Genomic DNA, 20,105 nt, shown 5'->3' with positions numbered 1-20,105 from the left:
ACGCTGGGGCGTTCGGGTGGGGGGCTTTTGGGCGGGGGCCGAACGCGGCTGACGGTCAGGCGATGATATCCGGCGTTGTGCGATCCTCAAGCACGCTGATGCGGTCTTTGAGGGCCAGTTTTTGCTTTTTGAGACGTTTGACCGTCAGCATGTCGGCGGTGCCAGTGTCCTCAAGCGCGCGGATGGCGTCGTCAAGGTCGCGGTGCTCCTGACGCAGAACGCCCAGTTCGATGCGCAAAACCTCAAGCTGTTCCATGCGGGCGGTGCTGTTCACGGCGAATCCCATGCGTTGCTGCGGTGAACCTTGAATGTAGGGGCTTGGTCGCGTTTCACAAAGCAAAACCGGTGAATGGGACTTGCAAGAGACCGAAGTGGACCCCATATTTTTTACGTGATCGCCGCGCATTGGGGTCACGGATTGAGATGTCGCTTACGATAAGGACGTGTCGCATGACGAAATTGACTTTGGGAACGCATCCGTTCCTTCTTGGCTTTGAGGAGCTGGAGCGGCTGGTGGAACGCACCGCCAAATCCGGCAACGAAGGCTATCCCCCTTACAATATCGAACAGACGTCACAGACGTCGTATCGGATCACCTTGGCCGTGGCGGGTTTTTCGGAACAAGATCTGTCCATCACCGTTGAGGATAACCAGTTGGTCATCCGTGGGCGCCAGTCTGACGACAGCGAGGGCCGTGTGTTCTTGCATCGCGGAATAGCCGCGCGGCAGTTCCAACGGTCTTTTGTGTTGGCCGAAGGGGTCGATGTGGGTGACGCGACGATGGAAAATGGTCTGTTGCACGTGGATCTGAGCCGGTCCGTGCCGGAGACCGTGGTGCAAACGATCAATATTCGGAAAGGGTGATATCATGGACACGAAATTTGATTTCTCAGAAATGGGTGACCGCGTGGTTTACGTAAAATCCGTGGCCGTCGCAGATTTGCCCAGCGATGTGCAAGAGGCCGCAGGCGACCGTGAGGAATTGTTTGCCGTGCATGACAGCGCGGGCCAACAGCTGGCGTTGGTGGCCGAACGGGAGATGGCATTTGTTCTGGCGCGACAGAATGACATGATGCCGGTGACGGTGCATTAGGCCGGATCTAAAATTCCGGAATTTTAGAGTTGCGCGGCCTCTCAGATTCGCGAATGTGGCGGGCAGAAGGATACGATCATGCCCCCACGCAGACCATTTGAAATTTCCGGTCAATCCGTCGAGGGTGGCGCGCGCCGCACGGTTGATGTCCCTGTGTCTTTGTTGTCGGATCACACTCCGGTCAGTCTTAGGGTGCATGTCATCCATGGGCGCAAACCGGGGCCGACGGTGTTTGTCAGCGCCGCCGTTCATGGCGATGAGGTGATGGGCGTTGAGGTTGCGCGGCGGCTGTTGCAATCGGGCCTTTTGGAGAACCTGCGGGGCACGTTGATGGTGGTGCCCATTGTGAATGCTTTCGGGTTTCACAACCGCAGCCGATATTTGCCGGACCGGCGGGATTTGAACCGGTCGTTTCCGGGGTCGGCGTCCGGGTCTTTGGCGTCAAGGCTCGCCGGAATTTTTCTGGATCAGGTGGTGCGGCGGTGTGATCTGGGGATTGACCTGCATTCCGCGGCGATCCACCGGACCAACCTGCCGCAGTTGCGGATTTCGCCTGACAATGAGCGGACGCGTGAGTTGGCGGCTGTGTTTGGCGCCCCTGTGATCCTGACGTCCCCGTTGCGCGACGGATCTCTGCGTGCGGAGGCCAAAGAGGCCGGCGTCGATGTGTTGCTGTATGAGGCGGGCGAGGGGTTGCGGTTTGATGAAATGGCGGCACGCGCGGGCGTAGCGGGCATTCTGCGTGTTTTGAGACATCTGGGGATGTTGCCCGCAAAGGGCATCGCCAAGGCGCGGGTTGCGCCGTTGGTGTGCCAATCCAGCCGCTGGTTGCGCGCCCCGGCAGGCGGGCTGTTGCGCACCTATCGCGGCGATGGCGACGTGGTTGAAGCGGGCGAGGTGATCGCCGCCGTCTCAGACCCTTTTGGCGCACAAGATGTTGAAATGGTCGCCCCAGATGGGGGCATTATCATTGGACGGGCTGTTATGCCCGTCGTCAACGAAGGGGATGCCGTGTTCCATCTGGCGCAGGTGCGCCACGATGATCCTGCACGCGCGGTGGAGGGGTTGGCTGCGCAGTTGGAAACCTCCCCCCTGTTTGACGAGGACGAGATCATCTAGCGCGACAAGAAAAACGCCCCACGTTTGACGCGGGGCGTTTTTTGGTCAGCCGAGGGGTGGTGCTTTATTCCGCGGCGATCAGGCCCATGGATTCCAGTTTCAGCAGAACCTGATGGGCGCAGTTGTCGACGTCCACATTTTCGGTTTCGACCCGCAATTCAGGATCGACGGGCACATCGTAGGGGTCTGAAATACCCGTGAACTCCTTGATCTTGCCTTCGCGTGCCAACTTATAGAGGCCTTTGCGGTCGCGGCGTTCGCATTCTTCGATCGATGTTGCGACGTGCACTTCGACAAAGGCACCGAAGCCTTCGATGTCTTCACGCACCGCGCGGCGGGTGGTGGCGTAGGGCGCGATGGGCGCACAAATGGCGATGCCGCCGTTCTTGGTGATCTCGGATGCGACGTAGCCGATGCGGCGGATGTTCAAGTCGCGGTGTTCCTTGCTGAACCCCAATTCCGACGACAGATTTTTGCGCACGATGTCCCCATCGAGCAATGTCACGGGACGGCCGCCCATCTCCATCAGCTTGACCATCAGAGCGTTGGCGATGGTGGATTTGCCGGAGCCGGAGAAACCGGTGAAGAAGACGGTGAAGCCCTGTTTGGACCGTGGCGGTTTGGTGCGGCGCAGTTCCTTGACGACTTCGGGGAAGGAGAACCATTCGGGGATCTCCAGACCTTCCTGCAAACGACGACGCAGTTCGGTGCCGGAGATGTTGAGGATCGTGACCTCGTCCTTGTCCTCAATCTCGTCAATTGCTTCGTATTGCGCGCGTTCGTCGACCCAGACCATGTGTTTGAAATCGACCATTTCGATGCCCATTTCCTCCTGATTTTCGCGGAACAGGTCCTGCGCATCATAGGGGCCATAAAAATCGTCACCGGCAGAGTTTTTGCCGGGGCCCGCGTGGTCGCGGCCCACGATGAAGTGGGTGCAGCCGTGGTTTTTGCGGATCAATCCGTGCCAGACAGCCTCACGCGGGCCAGCCATGCGCATGGCGAGGTTCAGCAGCGACATGGAGGTGGTGGACTGGGGGTATTTGTCCAGCACGGCCTCGTAGCAGCGCACACGGGTGAAATGATCCACGTCGCCTGGTTTCGTGAGGCCCACGACGGGGTGGATCAGCAGGTTGGCCTGCGCTTCACGGGCGGCGCGGAACGTCAGTTCCTGATGCGCGCGGTGCAGGGGGTTGCGTGTTTGAAAAGCGACCACTTTGCGCCAGCCCATTTTGCGGAAATAGCTGCGCAATTCGTTGGGCGTGTCGCGGCGGGCGCGGAAATCGTAGTGGACGGGCTGTTGGATGCCAGTCACGGGACCGCCCAGATAGATTTTGCCAGCCTGATTGTGCAGGTAGTTCACGGCAGGATGTGCGTCGTCGTCGGCACCAAACACCTGTTCGGCCTCGTGCGCTTTGTTGGGCGTCCACCGGTCGGTGACGGTCATGGTGGCAAGGATCACGCCTTCCTGGTCGCGCAGGGCGATATCCTGGCCGATCTCAAGCGAGGCGGCGAAGTCTTCGGACACATCTAGGGTGATGGGCATGGGCCACAACTCACCCGTGGTCAGACGCATGGTATCGACGACGCTGTTGTAGTCAGCCTCGGACAGGAAGCCCTTGAGCGGATTGAAGCCGCCGTTCATCAGCAGTTCCAGATCGCAGATCTGGCGCGGGCTGAGGTCATGGGAGGTGAGATCAGCCGCCTCAACCTTGAGTTTCTGGGCGCTGTCATAAGAGACATAAAGTTCAGGGATCGGTGCGAGGTTGTTTTGCATCAAAGTGGTCCTGTTGTTGGGCGGAACATAGCCGCTTGAGCTGCCGGTGAGTTCCGCATGAAGCGCGTCGTATTCGGCAAATTTACGGGCGAGGAAGCGATCGGTCAGGCGGGCCTGTTCTGTCGCGCCCCGGTGGGTGAGAACGTAGGCGACCCGTTTGCGGCGGTCCGTACTGGCTGGATCGGTGCCGTCGAGGTCGCTGGTTTGAATGAGACCGTCGGTCATGGCGGATTTGAGTTGTGCGTTGAACCGCCCCAAAGACACGCCCACGGCCTTCGCCAAGTCGCGCTGGGAGGCGCGTGGCGTCAGATTGACCTGACGCAGCAGGCGAAAGAGGGCCTGTTCTTCGTCGGTCATTTGAAGGGGCGAGGGGGATGTCATGTCATGCGAGTCGGTTTGTTCATTCGTGAACGTAGTTAGCCAAGAAAGTTTGTTCAGGAAAGAACAAACTTTGCGGGGCTGGTTTGCGTGGGTTTCAAGTCACAGTCGGGCGGGGACATCGGACGTTAAGATTTGGGAAACCATAGGGACAGTTTAGGGGGCGTAATGTCTTCATAACTTCCTAATTTGTATTGCGGGGGTGTTAATGAAAGGACGTTGAAATGTTAGGTTCTCCACTCGGCGGACTGATTACGCCGACAGGCGCTTTGGGCGACGCGCGCCAGTCTAATCCGCCATCTGAACCCTCTGGGGCGGCAGGGTCAGCGCCGGCCCAGCAGGCCGGTGGCCCCAAGGATGCGGATGCCGCACCCCCCACGCAAAGCCCGTCGCAGGCGGCGCCGACAACAGCGGCGCCCAAAGCCGAGCAAACCAAGCCCGCTGAGAACGACCGCGCCGCCGGTGTCGCGGTTGAGGCGGCTTTGGCGGACCAGATTGCCCGTTCTGATGCACCAGCCCCGTCAGCCAAGGATGAGATTGCCTTGGCCCGTGCCGCGGCTGAACGCTATCAGGAAACGGCGCGGACGCAGTCCGTGATTGATGCCTTGTCCGCACCCGTTGAGGTGATGGATCTGGCCGGTCCCGCCCCATCCACAGCGGAGGCCGTCCAGCCGCAGTCGGGCCCTGTCGTGACGGATCCATCGGGGTTGAGTGATGCGCGCGGTGGTCTGGTCACAGACCGTTAGGCCTACATCTGAGGGATGCGACGCCCTTGGGCGGTGGCCTCTGCGGCCTCCGCCACCCGCTTGGCGCGGGTCTTGTCGGTCTTGGCCAGCTTGATCCACCGCAGCACATTGCGTCGGTACGAAGGGGGCAGGATGTCCCATTTGGCCTGATCCAACGTCACCGCCAGATCATCGGGCACGATGAGCGCATCCACATCGGCAAAGAAATCCCACAGTCCTGAGGCTTTGCCTGCGGCGACGACGGCGGCCCCCTGCGGGTGCATGCGGCCTTCGGCCTCCAGCCGCGCGATGCGGTCTTTGTAGGATTGGGACCAAGCCTGTTGTTTGCGCGGGCTGATCAGTTGTGCGGTGCGGTCATCGTCGACCACGAAGCGTCGCCCGTCGATCCAGCCATGGGCCAAAAGCGCATCCAGCACGTCTTCGCGGCCCACGTATTTGTCGGGGTGGTGTTTCTTCCATGTGATCAGTCGGAGGCTGTCGGGCTGGGCCGCGTTTTTGTCAAGCCAGTCCCAAAGCGCGTCGGGGGTTGTGATTTCAAGGTCATCCATGGGGCGCAAGATAGGGCACCAACCCGCGACGTCACTGGCGGAGTTTGCCACGCCATTTCAACGACTGGCGGTTCATGGCGTGCAGATACGCGCGCCCGTGCAAGATATCCTCGGCCAGCTTAATGGCCTGTGCCAGTTGCGCGTCGGTCATGTTTTTATAGGCTGGGCGGTTGATATGGTCATACCAAACGCCGCCTGAAATATGGTCAAGGATGATCCGTTGAAAACAGTGATCATTCACGACAGGCCAGTCCCGGCTGCGCGCACTGTCAGGCAGGGTCTGGCGGGTCAGGGTCAGGTAGCGATCAACACGAGAGGCCTTGTCGGTCATTGCGGCTTGCGGCTTTGCGCGAAGGCCTCTGCGATGCGGTCGTTCGCCGCCTGTGGGCCGATGGCGGCCCATGTGGTGGTGATTTTGGACTCCTCGCCGTCCCCATGAAACAGGCGGGTGACCTCATGCACGGTTTGTCGGGTTGCGCCGCTTTGGGACGGGGCGTTTGTGATCTCCTGTCCGGCCTCAACCGCCGTGACCTGCGTCCATTTGAGGGTGCGCCCATTGGGCCAATCAACGCCATCGGGGGTCAAGGTGACGATTGGTCGGGACACGAAAACGCCGCCCCAAATCAGGGCGGCGAGGGCAAGCAAAAAAGACATCGCCACCATAGGTGCGTCAAAAGCAGCCCGGACAGAGTCTGCGTCCGGCAGGCTGATCGCGACAGAAATGCCCACAATCGCCACAGCGGGCACGGCAAAAAGCAGAAAAGAAAGGCGCGATTTTCGAAGCGGTCCGTGGGTTGCAGCCATCGGTTATTCCGCCGGTTCGTTTTGCGCGCCGTAGCCCAAGGGTTCGGAATGATCCGCCGCAGGGCCCGCGTCTTGCCCGTGTTCGGCCAAAAACCGTTCGGCCTCCAACGCCGCCATGCAGCCCATGCCAGCAGACGTCACGGCCTGACGGTATTTGTGGTCCGTCAAATCGCCTGCGGCAAAGACGCCTGGGATCGAGGTTTCGGTGCTGTCGGGTTTGGTGACCACATAGCCGCCCATATGGGTTTCCAGCACGTCTTTGACCAATTCATTGGCGGGCGCGTGGCCGATGGCGATGAAGACACCTTTGGCGGGGATGTCTGTCATCGCGCCGGTTTTGACGTGCTTGACCTTGATGCCTTCGACGCCCTTGGGGTTGTCGTCGCCATAGACCTCAACCAGTTCGTGATCCCACAATGGTTCGATCTTGGGGTTCTTCATCAGCCGGTCAATCAGGATTTTTTCGGCCCGCAATTCATCGCGGCGATGCACCAGCGTGACTTTGGAGGCGAAATTGGTCAGGAACAGCGCCTCTTCCACGGCCGTGTTGCCGCCCCCCACCACGACAATTTCCTGGCCGCGGTAGAAGAACCCGTCGCAGGTCGCACAGGCGGAGACGCCGAAGCCCTTGAACGCCTCTTCCGAGGGCAGGCCCAACCATTTGGCGCGCGCGCCGGTGGCCAGGATGATCGCGTCGGCCTCATACACCGTGCCTGAATCGGACTGCGCAACGAAGGGGCGTTTGGAAAAATCGACAGACGAGATGATGTCGCCAATGATTTCACAGCCCATGGCGCGGGCGTGGGCCTCCATGCGGACCATTAGGTCGGGGCCTTGGACCTCGGTATCGCCGGGCCAGTTTTCAACCTCGGTGGTGGTGGTCAGCTGGCCGCCTGGCTCAATCCCTTGCACAAGGATCGGATCCAGCATGGCGCGGCTGGCGTAGACACCGGCGGTGTAGCCTGCAGGGCCGGAGCCGATGATCAGAACTTTGGTTTTGCGCGTTTCGGCCATGTCAGAATCCCCTTTGTTGAGGTGAAGATATACGCGTGCCGGGCGGTCTGGAAAAGGGGCATCGCGGGGCTGTGATGGGGCGAAATCATCTTGCGGAGTGTTGAAACAATATTGCGCTGCTTTGCGTTCAGGCGTATGTTTTGCAACAGCCAAAGGGGACGATGCGCAATATGCCAGGACAAAAGCTTGATGAAATTGACCGGATGATCCTGGCCGAATTGCAGGCGGATGGTCGGATGACCAACGTTGAGCTGGCCAAACGCGTGGGCATTTCCGCGCCGCCTTGCCTGCGCCGCGTGCGCACATTGGAAGAACAGGGGTTCATCCGGGGCTACCATGCAGACGTGAATGCGCGAGAGTTGGGGTTTGAGGTTCAGGTGTTCGCGATGGTCGGGCTGGTCAGTCAGGCCGAGGCCGATTTGAGCGCCTTTGAAAACCGCTGCAAACGTTGGCCGCTGGTCCGTGAATGCCACATGCTGAACGGTGAGGTGGATTTCATTCTGAAATGCGTGGCACCGGATTTGCGGACGTTTCAGAATTTTTTGACCGAAGATTTGTTGAAGGCGGACAATGTGGCATCGGTAAAGACGTCGCTGGTGATCCGCGGGGCCAAGGATGACCCGGGCGTGCCGTTCGATGTTTTGGAAGAGCGGTTGAAGCTGGACGACTGAGGGGCACTGCGGCCCCGATCGACGATGCCACGAACCGCGCTTATGCGCGACCCGCGGCAGACATGGCGCGACGCCGGATTTGCGTGCGGGTTGACAGCAAGGTCAGGTCGCAGGCGTCAGGCAACCACGCCGAAATCCAGATCATTGAGGGACAGGCGCGGGTGCATCAGGCGTCCGAAGGCCTCAATCCGGTCCACGTGTGGGAACAGGCTGAGGTAAAGGGCCAAAGCCTCGCCCCGAAGGCCCAGTTCGTGGCGTGCGCCCGGGTTCTGGCTGTCGAGTTCGACACCATTCACCACAATGCGTTCATGTGCGGCAAAGCCAAGCTGGAACACCTGCACCGCGGCGGGGGGCTGTACCTCAACCACGTTGAGGCCATCGATAAAATCAGCCGCAGGAACAAAGGCGGCCTCTTGTCCTGTGACGCGTTGCAAGGTGGGGGATCGTTGATACAGACGCGCTGAGGGGCCGAGCAGCAGATCAGGCATGGGGCGGCCGATCCCCAAAGCGTCCGCAGACATGCGGATCAGCTTGCCCATGCGGGCGGGCTGATCGCCTGCATTCGGGACAACGGACATGGCACCGCGCCACAGCACTTTTTGGAACCCGTTGGTGACGGTTTTCACCTCATCCCCGGGCAGGATGTCTTCGATGGCGACCACGCCACGGTTCGTTTTCAAAAGACCGCCGCGCGCGATGGCGCCAAAGCTGTCTTCAAACGCAGGGGTTGCGGGGGCGATGCGGGTGAAATCGTCGATATCGCCGTTGGGAAGCAGATGGACGACCTCATATCTGCGCATAAGAGGCTGGGTGCGCTGAGGCCGTCCGTCTGGTTGAGAGAACCGGGCTGAGGAGGCCACCGGTTCTTGAGACTGTGTCACCTCTGAGGCGGAGGTGAGGGGGGTCTTCGGTATCATGCGATCATCCCATCAAGGTTGGTCACATCATCTGTCGGCCCCCACCGACAACATCTGAGGAGCGTTGCGATTTCCTGAAATGTGGCTGAAAGGGGCGCGAAGCGTCAACGAAAACCGTTCAAACGCGAAAAACCGCGATCAATCGCGGTCTGGTTCATCGGATTGTTCGAAATTTGAAAACGTGTCTGCCACATTTGGGCAGATTGCGGACTTTGCGAAAAAGAATCGCCGCCCCCGGCAGGTGCGAGGACGGCGATGAAATTCGGGGAGGCGTGCGGCCTGATTTGAGCCGCAGTGTTTTAGGCGGCCGTGTTTTAGGCGGCCGTGTTTTAGGCTGCCGGGCGCGCCGTGCGGTTCGGCATCGCGGCCAATTGCGCCACAGCGCGGCGGCTGGCGATGAACGCTTGGCGGCGCAGGCCACGTTCCCACGGCATTTTTGCGGTGCAGGCCTCGGCCTCTTTCAGAGTGGATTGGATCCAACGGGGTGATTTGGTCATTGGGTTCGTCCCTTTGCTCATTTGCTGCTCGATGACGGTACTGTCGTGGATCAAAGGGGCGTGAGTTGGGCCGGATCGAAGAATTTTACTAAAATTCTGCGGGTCGGACGACCGAATTGTGGCGGCGTCTTTTTTGCGTAGGCGGGACAGAAACGGTTTGTTTCTAAGCTGATCGGCGACAATTGTTCTGCGTGGACGGGATTGTTTCTAAGACAATCGGGCAAAAGCGCGGCGGCCTTTGCCCTGTTGCTGTCCAGATCAGGCCTGCGGCAGGGCGATGGCTGCGATCAGGCGGCCATAGTCGGCCTCTTTTTGATGGGTCGCGCGGCGGTAGCTGAAGAATCTGTCCGGGTCGGAATAGGTGCAGTGGCGGGTCCATTCCGCGTGACCCACGCCCGCCTCGCGCAGCCGGTAGAGGCCCAAGGCGGGCAGATCGAACATCATGCGATCACCGGTCCCTTGGGCAAAGAAACGGGCGAAGGCAGGGTCTTGGGTGATGAAGTCTTCGAAGAACTCCGGCCCGACCTCATAGGCGCGTTGGCTGATGGACGGGCCGATGATGGCGGTGGTGTTGGCGCGATTGGCACCCAAGCTTTCCATTGCGGTCAGGGTGTTTTCCAACACACCAGCCAGCGCGCCTTTCCAGCCTGCATGGGCCGCGCCGATCACGCCTGCATTTGGGTCCGCAAACAGGACGGGTTGGCAATCGGCCGTCAAAATGGACAGCGCCAGCCCGGGTTGGTTTGTGACAAGCGCGTCTGCTTTGGGGCGGTCGGGCGTGGGGCTGGTGATTGTCACGACATCCGGTGAATGAACTTGATGCACCCCCATCAGCGCATGCAGTGGGACGCCCATGGCGTCCGCGACCCGGCTGCGGTTGATCGTCACCGCCTGATGCTGGTCTGTGCTGCCCATGCCGCAATTGAGGCCTTCGAACACGCCCGAGGAGGCACCGCCCTTGCGGGTGAAGAACCCGTGCTGGAACGGGGTCAAAGCGTCGGCGGTGATGATGTCTAGTGTCATGGGTCGAGCCCCGGTGGAGGTGTTTGGCCTGCGGGATAGATCCCCAGCACCTTGAACAGGGAACCCATTTCTGACGGGTGGGTCAAGCGGCGGTGGGCGGCGACATGCGCATCAAGCGCCGGACCGCTGAGGCTTTGTGCCAAGGATTGCGCGCGCTGGGTGATGCCAAGGCGTTCCAGAAACACGCCCTGTGGTGTCAGGCGGCTGTATGCGGCGGGGGCTGTGTTTTGGGCGATCGCCTCAAAATCCACATGGGCTGTGAGGTCGGCTGATCCGGGGTCAGCCAAGAGGTTGACGGGTGTATGGTTCTGCACGGCCTGCAATGTGTCGCCCAGCGACCGCCAGTCGCCGTAGTCGATGATGAGCGCCGCGCCGCCGTGATCCGCGATCCGCGCTGAGATGGTTTGTGTGATGGCGGGCAGGGCGGGGCACTGTTCGACGATATCGCCTGGCTGGGTGTCGTCCAGCCGGTGGTCCAGCAGGGCGAGGGGCGCGGGCGCGGACAGGCCAAGGATGAGGTCAGGACCGGCGCCTGCGGCCCCACCCCCGACCTGAATTTCGCGCCAGCCGCCGTCGTCGCGTTGAAACTGGCGGATGGGCAGCGCGTCAAAGAATTCGTTGGCGACCAGAAACAGCGGGGCTTCTGGCAGGGTGGTGATGTCGTCGTCCCAGGTGGCCTGGGCCAGGCGTTTGGCCTGTTCGGCGCGCAAGGTGGGGGAGGCTTCGACGAGATGGACCTGAGCCGCGGCCACAAAGCCGGGGACCCCAGCCGTTGCCCGCAGGATATCGGCCATCAGGGTGCCACGGCCGGGGCCCAATTCGGCCAGTGTGAAGGGAGCAGGCGCGCCCTGATTCAGCCAGCTTTGCGCCAGCGTGAGGCCGATCAGTTCGCCGAACATCTGGCTGATCTCGGGCGCGGTGGTGAAATCGCCATCACGGCCCAGCGGATCACGGGTGGTGTAGTAGCCGTGGGTGGGATGCAGCAAGGCCTCGGCCATGTAGTCGGCGATGGTCAGCGGGCCCTGGGCTGCGATGCGGGCCGCGATGTGGTCGCGCAGGGCGGTCATGTGCGGCGGCGGGTCAGCACGATCAGCACCAGACCGGCAAGGATCATCGGGATCGACAGCGCCTGACCTTGGGTGAGGCCCCATGTGCCAAAATCATAGGCCCAGCCGATGGGATTGTCGGGCGATTGGAACTGTTGATCCGGCTGGCGGACAAATTCCACGGCAAAACGGGCCGCCCCGTAGCCCACAAGGAAGACAGCCACCAATGACCAGCGACGTTTGAGCCAACCGCGGGTAAAGGCGAGGGTGAGGATAATGGCACCGAGGATCAGGCCCTCCAGCAGGGCCTCATAGAGTTGGCTGGGGTGGCGGGGCACTTCGGCGCCGGTGTAGAACCACTCCCCCGCCGTTTGGCACAGCTGGCGGGCCGGATCGACGCACATTTGCGGGAAGGTGACGGCCCAGGGGACGTCGGTGGCGCGGCCGAAGAGCTCTGCGTTGATGAAATTGGCAATGCGGACCAGAAAAATGGCCGGTGTCGCAGTCAGTGCCAGAATGTTGGCCACATCGCCCAGGGCCGCGCCGTAGCGATAGGAACAGGCGATGACAGCGACGCAAACACCGATGAACCCGCCATGAAACGACATGCCCCCGTCCCAGATGCGAAACACGCCCATGGGATCGTCGGCAAACTGCCCGTCGCCGTAAAACAGCACGTAGCCGAACCGCCCGCCCGCGATGACGCCGACGATGACCCAAGTGAGCAGGTCTTCGATCTGGTCGCGGGTGAGGGGAGGCGTGTCGTTTGCCCAAAGGGTGGGGCGGTTGATGGCACGGGTGGCGATCCACCAGCCGATCAGGATGCCCACGATATAGCCCATGGCGTACCAGCGCAGGGCAAAGGTCATGCCGAACAGGGTGATCTGGAAAATCACCGGCGAGATTTCGGGGAAGGGAACAGCGGCCAACATGCAGCCCTTAGTGCCAATGGGTGCGGCGATGTCAACCGCCCTCAGCCGGGCGCGCGGGGTTGTCCCGACGCGCAACGCGTCCCATATAGGGGGCTAGCGAAGGAGAGTGCCATGCAGACGCGCAACAAGGTTTTTGATGATTTGTCCCAGTTGATGACGAACGCCATGGGCGTCGCACAGGGCGCCAAGGATGAGGCGCAGACAGCGATGTCGTCCATGGTGGATCGCTGGTTGGCCGACCGTGATCTGGTCACGCGGGAAGAATTTGAGGCCGTGCGCACCATGGCGCAAAAGGCCCGCGAAGAGAACGCGGCCCTTTTGGCGCGGATCGAGGCGCTTGAGGGGAAGTAAGCGGAGCGGCTGCGCCGCGCGTTTTTATTGATTTGGGAAGGGCTGCCGGTGGGTGGCCCTTTTTCTTGGGCTTGGGGTTTCGTGGATGCTGTTTGCGTTTAGGTATTTTTGACCCAAAGAAGCAGGGCGTTGTTCGTGATTGGAGGGTGGTCCGCTGGGCGACGCTTTGTGTTTTGGGGACGGGTTGTCGTGGCGGACTTTGTTGGTATAACGCGCCCATGATGATGCGTCTGATCAAGATTATTCGAATTACATCCCCGGCGCTGTAAGAACAGCCGCCGGGCAAAGGTGTATGAGCGATCCGCACTGCCGTTATTTCCTGACATGACCGATGATAAAGGACGCATTCGATGTGTGCTGAGAAGACCGAGACAAACGAATATAAAGACACGCTGAACCTGCCGCGCACAGACTTTCCGATGCGCGCGGGCCTGCCCAAACGAGAGCCCGAATGGCTGGCCCGTTGGGGGGAGATGGATGTGTATGGCAAGCTGCGCGAGAAGGCGAAGGCAGAGACGCGCCCGCCGTTCACGCTGCACGACGGGCCGCCCTATGCCAACGGGCATTTGCACATCGGGCACGCGCTGAACAAGATCCTCAAGGATATGGTGGTGCGGTCTCAGCAGATGATGGGGCGCGATGCGCGGTATATCCCCGGTTGGGATTGTCACGGGCTGCCGATTGAGTGGAAGATCGAGGAAAAGTACCGCGAGAAGGGCCAGGACAAGGACGCCGTGGATGTGGTGGAGTTCCGTCAGGAGTGCCGCGATTTTGCCAGCGGCTGGGTGGACATCCAACGTGAGGAATTCAAGCGGTTGGGGATCACCGGCAACTGGGCGGATCCGTATCTGACGATGAATTTCCATGCCGAGCGGGTGATCGCTGAGGAGTTTCAGAAGTTCCTGATGACGGGGACGCTCTATCAGGGGTCCAAGCCCGTGATGTGGTCGCCGGTGGAGCAGACCGCGCTGGCTGAGGCGGAGGTGGAGTACCACGACAAGGAGAGTTTCACGATCTGGGTGAAGTTCGCCGTCGCGACAGTGGGCGATCTGGAGGGCGCGAAGGTCGTGATCTGGACGACGACGCCTTGGACGATCCCGTCCAACAAGGCGGTCGTGTTCGGGGCCGACTATTCCTATGGCCTGTATGAGATCACGGGCACGCCGGCGGAAAGCTGGGTCACCGTCGGGGAACGGTTCCTTGTGGCGGACAAGCTGGCGTCTGACGTGTTCACCAAGGCGCGTCTGGACGAGGGCATGTGGACGCGGGTGCGTGATGTCACTGCGGATGAATTGTCGGGCCTGTCGTTGAAACACCCGCTGGCCGGTGCCGACGGGGCGGATGGCGAATGGGACGATCTGCGTGATTTCCGTGCGGCGGATTTTGTCACGGATGAGGAGGGCACGGGCTTTGTCCATTGTGCGCCGTCCCACGGGATGGAGGAGTTTGAGCTTTACCGTGATCTGGGCGCGCATCCCGATGGCGGCAGCTGGCTGGAAAAGGTCATCACATATAACGTCATGGACGATGGCACCTTCCGCGAGGACCTGCCGTTCTTTGGCGGCAAACGCATCCTGCGGGAGAAGGCCAAGAAGGGGAATTGGGAGGGCGATGCCAACGCCGCGATCATGTCCAAGCTTGCCGAGGTGGGCGGGCTGTTGGCGCGCGGGAAGATCAAACACTCCTACCCGCACAGCTGGCGGTCCAAGGCACCCGTGATCTATCGCAACACGCCACAGTGGTTTGCCGCTGTCGACAAGGCCGTGGGCGATGGGCAAGACACCTATGGCACGACGATCCGGGAGCGAGCGCTGCGCTCGATTGATGAGTTGGTCGCATGGACCCCGCAGAAGGGACGCAACCGGTTGTATTCCATGATCGAAGCGCGGCCCGACTGGGTGTTGTCACGTCAACGGGCGTGGGGTGTGCCGCTGACCTGTTTTGTGAAGGCGGGGGCGAAGCCTACTGATGAAGATTATCTGTTGCGCGATGAGGCCGTGAACGCGCGCATCTTGCAGGCGTTTGAAGAGGAAGGCGCGGATGCCTGGTATAAGCCAGGGGCAAAGGCGCGGTTCCTTGGGAATGAATACGATCCGGAGGACTGGATCCAGGTCATGGACATTCTGGATGTGTGGTTTGACAGCGGTTCGACCCATGCGTTCACTCTGCGGGACCGTGAGGATGGGTCCGAGGATGGGTTGGCCGATTTGTACCTTGAGGGCACGGACCAGCACCGTGGGTGGTTCCATTCGTCCATGCTGCAGGGCTGCGGCACCATCGGGCGGGCTCCGTATCGTGGGGTGCTGACCCACGGGTTCACGCTGGATGAGAAGGGCATGAAGATGTCCAAATCCATCGGCAACACGGTGGCGCCCGAGAAGGTCGTGCAGCAGTACGGCGCAGATATTCTGCGGCTGTGGGTGGCGCAATCGGACTATACGGTTGATCTGCGGATCGGGGATGAAATCCTGAAAGGTGTGGCCGACAGCTATCGCCGGTTGCGCAACACGGTTCGGTTTATGTTGGGGTCGCTGGCGGATTACGATCCGGCCAAGGCCGTCGCGGCAGAGGATATGCCGGAGCTGGAGCGGTTGATCCTGCATAAGTTGGCCGTCTTGGATGGCGTCGTGCGCGACGGTTATGCCAAGTACGACTTCCAGGGCGTGTTCCGCGCAGTGTTTGAGTTTGCGACGCTGGATTTGTCGTCGTTCTATTTCGATATCCGCAAGGATGCTTTGTACTGCGACGGGGACAGCCCGCGCCGGTTGGCGGCGCTGACGGTGCTGGATGCGCTTTATGCGCGGCTGACAACCTGGCTGGCCCCGATCCTGACGTTCACGATGGAAGAGGTCTGGTTGGAGCGCAATGGGGCGGACACGTCTGTGCATCTGGAGGACTTCCCAGACACCCCCGCCGCCTGGCGCGACGATGCGCTGGCAGCACGGGCAGAGACCGTGCGCAGCGTGCGCCGCGTGGTGACAGGCGCGTTGGAGGCGGAGCGCACGGCGAAGGTCATCGGCTCATCGCTGGAGGCCGCACCGACGGTCTATCTGTCGGCTGAGCTGGCGGCGGTCATCACCAACCCAGAAACCTTTGCCGACCTGTGCATCACCAGCCAGATCACTTTGGTCGAAGGGGCAGCCCCAGAGGGTGCTTTTGCCCTGGACGATGTGGCGGGCGTGGGCGTGGTTTTCGCGAAGTCCGAAGGCCAAAAGTGCCAGCGTTGCTGGAAAATCTTGCCCGATGTGGGGACGCACAGTCATGCCGGCGTTTGTGGGCGCTGCGATGCCGCCTTGTCGGGCGGCTGACTAAAATTCGCAGAATTTTAGGGATGGCTCAGGTTTCGGATTGAGACCTGAGCCATTTTTGTTTCAGGATGCGGCATGCCCAAGCTGACAGTAGACACGCAATTCGGACCATTGACCCTGATTGAAGCGGACGGGGCTATCGTTGGTTTGGATTGGGACGGGGCATGTGCGGACGACACCCCTTTGTTGCAGAAGGCGGCCGCCCAATTGCGGGCTTACGATCAAGGGACACTCAGCCAGTTTGATTTGCCATTGGCTGTGCGCGGATCGGATTTTCAAAAATCCGTTTGTGCGCAGATGCTTGCAATCCCGTTCGGGCAGACCGTGACATATGGCGCTATTGCATCGACTTTGGGCGTGCCCGCCCAAGCTGTTGGCGTGGCCTGTGGCGGCAATCCGATTCCGGTCATTATCCCGTGCCATCGCGTCATGGGGGCCAAGGGGTTGACCGGATTTTCGGGCAAGGGCGGGGTGGAGACGAAGGTGGCGCTGTTGCGTCATGAAGGGGCGGGCGGTTTTTTGATCTGACGCAGGGATTTGAGTTTTTTTGGTCAGATGAAGGGGGGGGCGCGCGTGATCTGTTAGCCGTCGGGGCCGAACATGGCTTGCTGCAGGGCCCCTGCAAACAGCAGGTAGACCGACGTCGCCATCAGCCCCCAGAACACCAACGGATCGGGGGAGAAGGATTCCCACGCGGCAAGGCCCGCAAAAGCTGTCCATGCCAGTGCCATGGGCAGAGAAATCAGGCGCCAGCGTTTTGTGCGTGTGGGGTGAATGAATTTCACCGGCACAAACATCGCTGCCGACAAAACGGCGACCAAGGCAAGGCAGGCCCACCACGGCGGGCTGAGGGCGAAGAGCACAAGGATCAGCATGTTCCAGCACCCCGGAAAGCCGGAAAACGAATTGTCGTTTGTTTTCATCCGTGTGTCGGCAAAATAAAGCGCTGAGGTGAACGTGATCACAATGATCGCGACCCAGCCCGACCAGCCGTCCATCAGACCAGACGCGTAGAGCGCATAGGCGGGGATGAAGACGTAGGTCAGATAGTCAATGATCAGGTCCAGCAGCACCCCGTCAAATTGTGGTGCATGGGTTTTCACGTCGTATTTGCGGGCCAGCGGCCCATCGATCCCGTCGACGGCGAAAGCCACGATCAGCCAGACGAACATCGCCGACCAATCCCGGTTGATCGCTTCGAGCATGGCGAGCATGGCAAACACGGCACCTGTGGCGGTGAACCAATGGACGGAAAGGGCTTTGAGGGATGCGGTCATGGGCGCCTACATGACAGGAATGGGGGCTTGGGGCAATGCAGATGGGATGGGGCGTCACGCGCGCGGGTGGGCTTGGTCGTAGACCTCCATCAAGCGGGCGGTGTCGACGGCGGTGTAGGCCTGCGTTGTGCTGAGAGACGCGTGGCCCAACAGCTCCTGTATCGCGCGCAGATCGCCGCCTGCGTTCAGCAGATGCGTCGCAAAGCTGTGGCGCATGGCGTGGGGCGTGGCCGTGGCGGGCAGGCCCAGCTGCATGCGGGCCTGTGCCATGACCGACTGGATCGCACGTGGGTAAAGGGGGCCACCGCGGGTGCCCTTGAAAATCGGCGCGTCAGCGGCAGGGGGATAGGGGCAGGCGCGCAGATAGGCGTCAACAGCGGCGCGGGCCGCGGGCAGCACCGGCACCAGCCGTTCCTTCCCGCCTTTGCCGCGAATGCGCAGGCTGGCGGGCAGCGGGACATCGCGCCCTGTCAGTGACAGCGCCTCAGAGATCCGCAGCCCGCAGCCGTACAAAAGGGTGACAACCGCCGTGTCACGGGCGGCGATCCAAGGCTCACGCGCTTGTACTTCGACAGTGTCGATCATGGCACGTGCGGCGTCGGGGGCCAGCGGGCGGGGCAGTTTCTTTTGAAACTTGGGCGCGCGGGCGGACAAAACGGCGGACGGGTCAAACCCTTCGCGGTCTGCCAGCCATCCGTAGAAGGTTTTGACCGCAGACAGACTGCGCGCCAGTGACCGCGCCGCAACACCGCGCCCGCGTTCATGGGCCATCCAGGCGCGCATATCGCTGACCGTCAATGTGCGGATCGGGCCGAGGCCCTGGGCCTCACCGTGATGGCCCGACATGAAGGCCAAAAACCCCAACACATCCGTTTGATAGGCCTTCAGCGTGTTTTCAGCCGCGCCCTTCAAGGCCTTTTGATGGTCGAGCCAACCTGCCAGGGCAGCCGACAGGGCCGCGCTGATCATCAGCTGAGCCACCGGCGCAAGGACCGTTCAAGAACACCGGCAAAGAACGTCAGCAAATCCGTCCCCTGTTGTGGCGTGAACTGATGGGGGTCTTCGGCGCCAAGGATCAACATGCCTGGCAAGCGCCCCACACCAAGGTCCAGACGCAGGCAGGCCTCGGACCGGATATAGGGGGCCTTTTCGCCGAAAATCTCTTCGTCCTCGGCGGTGACCTGCCGCAAGGTGACCTGCCGCGCGGGCGCGGACCGACCCATCGAGATATAGTCTTGAACAAAGCCGGGTTCGGCCACGGACAAAATATCGCTGAGCTGGGCAACGGTGGGGTCCGGATCGGAGGAGGACGATTCAAGAATCAACCGCACGACATCGACCCGCAGAATATCGGCCACTTCGCCGCGCAAATCCCGCAAAAACGGCTCAAACCGGGTGGCGTCCATCATGCGCAGAATGGCGCGGTGGATCTGGTTTGTGCCGGCCAGGTTTTCATAGGCGGCGGCGATGACGTTTCGGTGGGTGTCCTCCAGCCGGTCCAGCCGGGCCTCAAGCCGGTCCATCGCGATCCCGCGCAGATCGACAATATTGCCGCCGCGGGTGTCGTCGTTGGCGGTCACAAGGGCACGCATAATGTCCTGATCTTCCAGCAAGGCTTGCGGATCGGACATGATTTTGGACCGAACGTCGTCCGTCAAAAGGGGATCACTGCTCATCACTCAACTCATTTTCTTGATCTTGGGGACGAGTGTATCAGGCGGTGGCCTCACCTTGCCAGTCTAAATTCTGATGCTGAAAAAGTGTTGCAGCGCCGCACGGGGGGCCGTGGGCGCTGCCTGTCTTTGTTTCAAAAATATCCCGGGGGAGGCGCTTTGCGCCGGGGGCAGCGCCCCGATTGCGCCCGACCGCGCCCCAAACTCAGACGATCTTGATGTCCGCTTTCTTGGCGTCTTCCAAAAATGCGGCCAACCCTTTGTCGGTCAAAACGTGGTTCGCCATCGCCTTGATCACGGCAGGTGGGGCCGTGGCCACATCCGCACCGATTTTGGCGCATTCGGACATATGGTTGGCCGATCGGATGGAGGCCGCGAGGATCTGGGTCTCAAACCCGTAGTTGTCGTAGACCGTGCGGATATCCTCGATCAGCTCAAGCCCGTCGAGGTTAATGTCATCCAAGCGACCAATGAACGGAGAGATGAATGTTGCACCGGCCTTGGCGGCCAGCAACGCCTGATTGGCGGAGAAACAGAGCGTGACGTTCACCATGTTGCCTTCGCCCGACAGCACTTTGCAGGCCTTCAGGCCGTCCCAGGTCAGGGGCACTTTGACAGCGATGTTTTCGGCGATCTTCGCCAGCTTGCGACCTTCGGCGATCATGGCATCAGCTTCGGTGGCCACGACCTCAGCGGAGACGGGCCCCTCGACCATGTCGCAAATCTCTTTGGTCACCTCAAGGATATTGCGGCCGGATTTCGCGATGATGGAGGGGTTCGTTGTGACCCCGTCCACCATGCCAAGATCGTTCAGTTCTGCGATGGCATCTACATCTGCGGTGTCGACAAAGAATTTCATGGGGGTGCACTCCGGTCTGGGTTGGATATGGTTGGCCGAGCGTTTACCTGATGCGGGCACAAGACGAAAGGG

23 protein-coding genes are annotated in these 20,105 nt (G+C 60.9%); 8 read left to right on the top strand and 15 right to left on the bottom strand.

Going from position 1 to position 20,105, the window contains the following annotated elements; genetic code table 11:
- Positions 1–55 precede the first annotated feature (55 nt).
- Entirely contained in the window at positions 56–256 is a 201-nt protein-coding gene (locus PSJ8397_RS12885; RefSeq protein WP_085865145.1) for a YdcH family protein, read from the bottom strand.
- A gap of 194 nt (positions 257–450) precedes the next feature.
- Between PSJ8397_RS12885 and PSJ8397_RS12880 the strand changes: the two genes are divergently transcribed.
- The 3 genes from PSJ8397_RS12880 to PSJ8397_RS12870 all read left to right on the top strand — a co-directional run bounded on the left by PSJ8397_RS12880 (position 451) and on the right by PSJ8397_RS12870 (position 2,212).
- Positions 451–864 (top strand): Hsp20 family protein, encoded by a 414-nt coding sequence (locus tag PSJ8397_RS12880; protein WP_085865025.1) that lies wholly within the window; start codon positions 451–453, stop codon positions 862–864.
- 4 nt (positions 865–868) lie between these two features.
- Complete coding sequence (locus PSJ8397_RS12875) at positions 869–1,093, top strand: DUF1150 family protein (protein WP_085865024.1); 225 nt, start codon at positions 869–871, stop codon at positions 1,091–1,093.
- 78 nt (positions 1,094–1,171) lie between these two features.
- Complete coding sequence (locus PSJ8397_RS12870; RefSeq protein WP_085865023.1) at positions 1,172–2,212, top strand: succinylglutamate desuccinylase/aspartoacylase family protein; 1,041 nt, start codon at positions 1,172–1,174, stop codon at positions 2,210–2,212.
- A gap of 64 nt (positions 2,213–2,276) precedes the next feature.
- Here the strand turns inward: PSJ8397_RS12870 and PSJ8397_RS12865 are convergent, their stop codons facing one another.
- Positions 2,277–4,346, bottom strand: coding sequence for a bifunctional sulfate adenylyltransferase/adenylylsulfate kinase (locus tag PSJ8397_RS12865; protein ID WP_407691746.1), 2,070 nt, complete (start codon positions 4,344–4,346; stop codon positions 2,277–2,279).
- Between the two features lie 245 nt (positions 4,347–4,591).
- Between PSJ8397_RS12865 and PSJ8397_RS12860 the strand changes: the two genes are divergently transcribed.
- Complete coding sequence (locus tag PSJ8397_RS12860; RefSeq protein WP_085865021.1) at positions 4,592–5,113, top strand: hypothetical protein; 522 nt, start codon at positions 4,592–4,594, stop codon at positions 5,111–5,113.
- 2 nt (positions 5,114–5,115) lie between these two features.
- Here the strand turns inward: PSJ8397_RS12860 and PSJ8397_RS12855 are convergent, their stop codons facing one another.
- From PSJ8397_RS12855 to trxB, 4 genes are all read right to left on the bottom strand, one after another.
- Positions 5,116–5,661, bottom strand: a complete 546-nt coding sequence (locus PSJ8397_RS12855; RefSeq protein WP_143515473.1) for a YdeI/OmpD-associated family protein — start codon at positions 5,659–5,661, stop codon at positions 5,116–5,118.
- A 31-nt stretch (positions 5,662–5,692) separates the two neighbouring features.
- Positions 5,693–5,992: a hypothetical protein gene (locus tag PSJ8397_RS12850; protein WP_235000743.1), complete on the bottom strand. Its 300-nt coding sequence runs from the start codon at positions 5,990–5,992 to the stop codon at positions 5,693–5,695.
- Positions 5,989–6,267: a hypothetical protein gene (locus PSJ8397_RS12845; RefSeq protein WP_159453147.1), complete on the bottom strand. Its 279-nt coding sequence runs from the start codon at positions 6,265–6,267 to the stop codon at positions 5,989–5,991. Before PSJ8397_RS12845 ends, PSJ8397_RS12850 begins: the two co-directional genes overlap by 4 nt.
- A 201-nt stretch (positions 6,268–6,468) precedes the next feature.
- Entirely contained in the window at positions 6,469–7,479 is a 1,011-nt protein-coding gene (gene trxB / locus PSJ8397_RS12840) for a thioredoxin-disulfide reductase (RefSeq protein ID WP_085865019.1), read from the bottom strand.
- A 170-nt stretch (positions 7,480–7,649) separates the two neighbouring features.
- Between trxB and PSJ8397_RS12835 the strand changes: the two genes are divergently transcribed.
- Entirely contained in the window at positions 7,650–8,150 is a 501-nt protein-coding gene (locus PSJ8397_RS12835; protein ID WP_085865142.1) for an Lrp/AsnC family transcriptional regulator, read from the top strand.
- A 116-nt stretch (positions 8,151–8,266) separates the two neighbouring features.
- On the opposite strand, the gene PSJ8397_RS12830 is transcribed toward PSJ8397_RS12835, so the two are convergent.
- The 5 genes from PSJ8397_RS12830 to lgt all read right to left on the bottom strand — a co-directional run bounded on the left by PSJ8397_RS12830 (position 8,267) and on the right by lgt (position 12,565).
- Positions 8,267–9,067, bottom strand: a complete 801-nt coding sequence (locus PSJ8397_RS12830) for a Hint domain-containing protein (protein WP_085865018.1) — start codon at positions 9,065–9,067, stop codon at positions 8,267–8,269.
- Between the two features lie 329 nt (positions 9,068–9,396).
- The gene (locus PSJ8397_RS17050) at positions 9,397–9,564 is read right to left on the bottom strand and encodes a hypothetical protein (protein ID WP_159453146.1); all 168 of its coding nucleotides are present in this window, start codon (positions 9,562–9,564) and stop codon (positions 9,397–9,399) included.
- 258 nt (positions 9,565–9,822) lie between these two features.
- Positions 9,823–10,587, bottom strand: coding sequence for a peptidoglycan editing factor PgeF (gene pgeF / locus PSJ8397_RS12820; RefSeq protein ID WP_085865016.1), 765 nt, complete (start codon positions 10,585–10,587; stop codon positions 9,823–9,825).
- Positions 10,584–11,654 carry a class I SAM-dependent methyltransferase gene (locus PSJ8397_RS12815; protein ID WP_085865015.1) on the bottom strand — a complete coding sequence of 357 codons (1,071 nt, stop codon included), beginning with the start codon at positions 11,652–11,654 and terminating at the stop codon, positions 10,584–10,586. Before PSJ8397_RS12815 ends, pgeF begins: the two co-directional genes overlap by 4 nt.
- Positions 11,651–12,565: a prolipoprotein diacylglyceryl transferase gene (gene lgt, locus PSJ8397_RS12810; RefSeq protein ID WP_085865014.1), complete on the bottom strand. Its 915-nt coding sequence runs from the start codon at positions 12,563–12,565 to the stop codon at positions 11,651–11,653. The genes PSJ8397_RS12815 and lgt overlap by 4 nt, the downstream gene beginning before the upstream one ends.
- A gap of 111 nt (positions 12,566–12,676) precedes the next feature.
- Here lgt and PSJ8397_RS12805 point away from each other — a divergent pair, with 111 nt between their 5' ends.
- The 3 genes from PSJ8397_RS12805 to PSJ8397_RS12795 all read left to right on the top strand — a co-directional run bounded on the left by PSJ8397_RS12805 (position 12,677) and on the right by PSJ8397_RS12795 (position 16,752).
- Positions 12,677–12,916 carry an accessory factor UbiK family protein gene (locus PSJ8397_RS12805; protein ID WP_085865013.1) on the top strand — a complete coding sequence of 80 codons (240 nt, stop codon included), beginning with the start codon at positions 12,677–12,679 and terminating at the stop codon, positions 12,914–12,916.
- A gap of 350 nt (positions 12,917–13,266) precedes the next feature.
- Entirely contained in the window at positions 13,267–16,224 is a 2,958-nt protein-coding gene (gene ileS / locus PSJ8397_RS12800) for an isoleucine--tRNA ligase (RefSeq protein ID WP_085865012.1), read from the top strand.
- A gap of 75 nt (positions 16,225–16,299) precedes the next feature.
- Positions 16,300–16,752, top strand: a complete 453-nt coding sequence (locus PSJ8397_RS12795; RefSeq protein ID WP_085865011.1) for a methylated-DNA--[protein]-cysteine S-methyltransferase — start codon at positions 16,300–16,302, stop codon at positions 16,750–16,752.
- 53 nt (positions 16,753–16,805) lie between these two features.
- On the opposite strand, the gene PSJ8397_RS12790 is transcribed toward PSJ8397_RS12795, so the two are convergent.
- The 4 genes from PSJ8397_RS12790 to fsa all read right to left on the bottom strand — a co-directional run bounded on the left by PSJ8397_RS12790 (position 16,806) and on the right by fsa (position 20,033).
- Positions 16,806–17,501 carry a CDP-alcohol phosphatidyltransferase family protein gene (locus PSJ8397_RS12790; RefSeq protein WP_085865010.1) on the bottom strand — a complete coding sequence of 232 codons (696 nt, stop codon included), beginning with the start codon at positions 17,499–17,501 and terminating at the stop codon, positions 16,806–16,808.
- 54 nt (positions 17,502–17,555) lie between these two features.
- Positions 17,556–18,470, bottom strand: a complete 915-nt coding sequence (locus PSJ8397_RS12785) for a tyrosine recombinase XerC (protein WP_085865009.1) — start codon at positions 18,468–18,470, stop codon at positions 17,556–17,558.
- A complete protein-coding gene (locus PSJ8397_RS12780) occupies positions 18,470–19,177 on the bottom strand; it encodes a DUF484 family protein (RefSeq protein WP_085865008.1) in 708 nt (235 codons plus the stop codon). Before PSJ8397_RS12780 ends, PSJ8397_RS12785 begins: the two co-directional genes overlap by 1 nt.
- Before the next feature lie 202 nt (positions 19,178–19,379).
- On the bottom strand, positions 19,380–20,033 hold the full coding sequence (gene fsa / locus PSJ8397_RS12775) for a fructose-6-phosphate aldolase (RefSeq protein WP_085865007.1): 654 nt from the start codon (positions 20,031–20,033) through the stop codon (positions 19,380–19,382).
- Positions 20,034–20,105: the final 72 nt, after the last annotated feature.

The sequence above is a fragment of the Pseudooctadecabacter jejudonensis genome (genome assembly GCF_900172275.1).
Classification (GTDB): Bacteria; Pseudomonadota; Alphaproteobacteria; order Rhodobacterales; family Rhodobacteraceae; genus Octadecabacter; species Octadecabacter jejudonensis.
This window is presented reverse-complemented; position numbering and strand designations above follow the sequence as displayed.

What these genes read in the sequence shown, in the direction of transcription:
- PSJ8397_RS12795 (WP_085865011.1), top strand. Translation starts at nt 16,300, where the DNA reads ATGCCCAAGCTGACAGTAGACACGCAATTCGGACCATTGACCCTGATT.
- PSJ8397_RS12885 (WP_085865145.1), bottom strand. Translation starts at nt 256, where the DNA reads ATGGAACAGCTTGAGGTTTTGCGCATCGAACTGGGCGTTCTGCGTCAG.
- PSJ8397_RS12830 (WP_085865018.1), bottom strand. Translation starts at nt 9,067, where the DNA reads ATGATACCGAAGACCCCCCTCACCTCCGCCTCAGAGGTGACACAGTCT.
- PSJ8397_RS12875 (WP_085865024.1), top strand. Translation starts at nt 869, where the DNA reads ATGGACACGAAATTTGATTTCTCAGAAATGGGTGACCGCGTGGTTTAC.
- ileS (WP_085865012.1), top strand. Translation starts at nt 13,267, where the DNA reads ATGTGTGCTGAGAAGACCGAGACAAACGAATATAAAGACACGCTGAAC.
- PSJ8397_RS12870 (WP_085865023.1), top strand. Translation starts at nt 1,172, where the DNA reads ATGCCCCCACGCAGACCATTTGAAATTTCCGGTCAATCCGTCGAGGGT.
- PSJ8397_RS17050 (WP_159453146.1), bottom strand. Translation starts at nt 9,564, where the DNA reads ATGACCAAATCACCCCGTTGGATCCAATCCACTCTGAAAGAGGCCGAG.
- PSJ8397_RS12815 (WP_085865015.1), bottom strand. Translation starts at nt 11,654, where the DNA reads ATGACCGCCCTGCGCGACCACATCGCGGCCCGCATCGCAGCCCAGGGC.
- PSJ8397_RS12780 (WP_085865008.1), bottom strand. Translation starts at nt 19,177, where the DNA reads ATGAGCAGTGATCCCCTTTTGACGGACGACGTTCGGTCCAAAATCATG.
- PSJ8397_RS12860 (WP_085865021.1), top strand. Translation starts at nt 4,592, where the DNA reads ATGTTAGGTTCTCCACTCGGCGGACTGATTACGCCGACAGGCGCTTTG.
- PSJ8397_RS12835 (WP_085865142.1), top strand. Translation starts at nt 7,650, where the DNA reads ATGCCAGGACAAAAGCTTGATGAAATTGACCGGATGATCCTGGCCGAA.
- PSJ8397_RS12785 (WP_085865009.1), bottom strand. Translation starts at nt 18,470, where the DNA reads ATGATCAGCGCGGCCCTGTCGGCTGCCCTGGCAGGTTGGCTCGACCAT.
- PSJ8397_RS12855 (WP_143515473.1), bottom strand. Translation starts at nt 5,661, where the DNA reads ATGGATGACCTTGAAATCACAACCCCCGACGCGCTTTGGGACTGGCTT.
- PSJ8397_RS12865 (WP_407691746.1), bottom strand. Translation starts at nt 4,346, where the DNA reads ATGACCGACGAAGAACAGGCCCTCTTTCGCCTGCTGCGTCAGGTCAAT.
- pgeF (WP_085865016.1), bottom strand. Translation starts at nt 10,587, where the DNA reads ATGACACTAGACATCATCACCGCCGACGCTTTGACCCCGTTCCAGCAC.
- PSJ8397_RS12880 (WP_085865025.1), top strand. Translation starts at nt 451, where the DNA reads ATGACGAAATTGACTTTGGGAACGCATCCGTTCCTTCTTGGCTTTGAG.
- trxB (WP_085865019.1), bottom strand. Translation starts at nt 7,479, where the DNA reads ATGGCCGAAACGCGCAAAACCAAAGTTCTGATCATCGGCTCCGGCCCT.
- PSJ8397_RS12850 (WP_235000743.1), bottom strand. Translation starts at nt 5,992, where the DNA reads ATGACCGACAAGGCCTCTCGTGTTGATCGCTACCTGACCCTGACCCGC.
- fsa (WP_085865007.1), bottom strand. Translation starts at nt 20,033, where the DNA reads ATGAAATTCTTTGTCGACACCGCAGATGTAGATGCCATCGCAGAACTG.
- PSJ8397_RS12805 (WP_085865013.1), top strand. Translation starts at nt 12,677, where the DNA reads ATGCAGACGCGCAACAAGGTTTTTGATGATTTGTCCCAGTTGATGACG.
- PSJ8397_RS12790 (WP_085865010.1), bottom strand. Translation starts at nt 17,501, where the DNA reads ATGACCGCATCCCTCAAAGCCCTTTCCGTCCATTGGTTCACCGCCACA.
- lgt (WP_085865014.1), bottom strand. Translation starts at nt 12,565, where the DNA reads ATGTTGGCCGCTGTTCCCTTCCCCGAAATCTCGCCGGTGATTTTCCAG.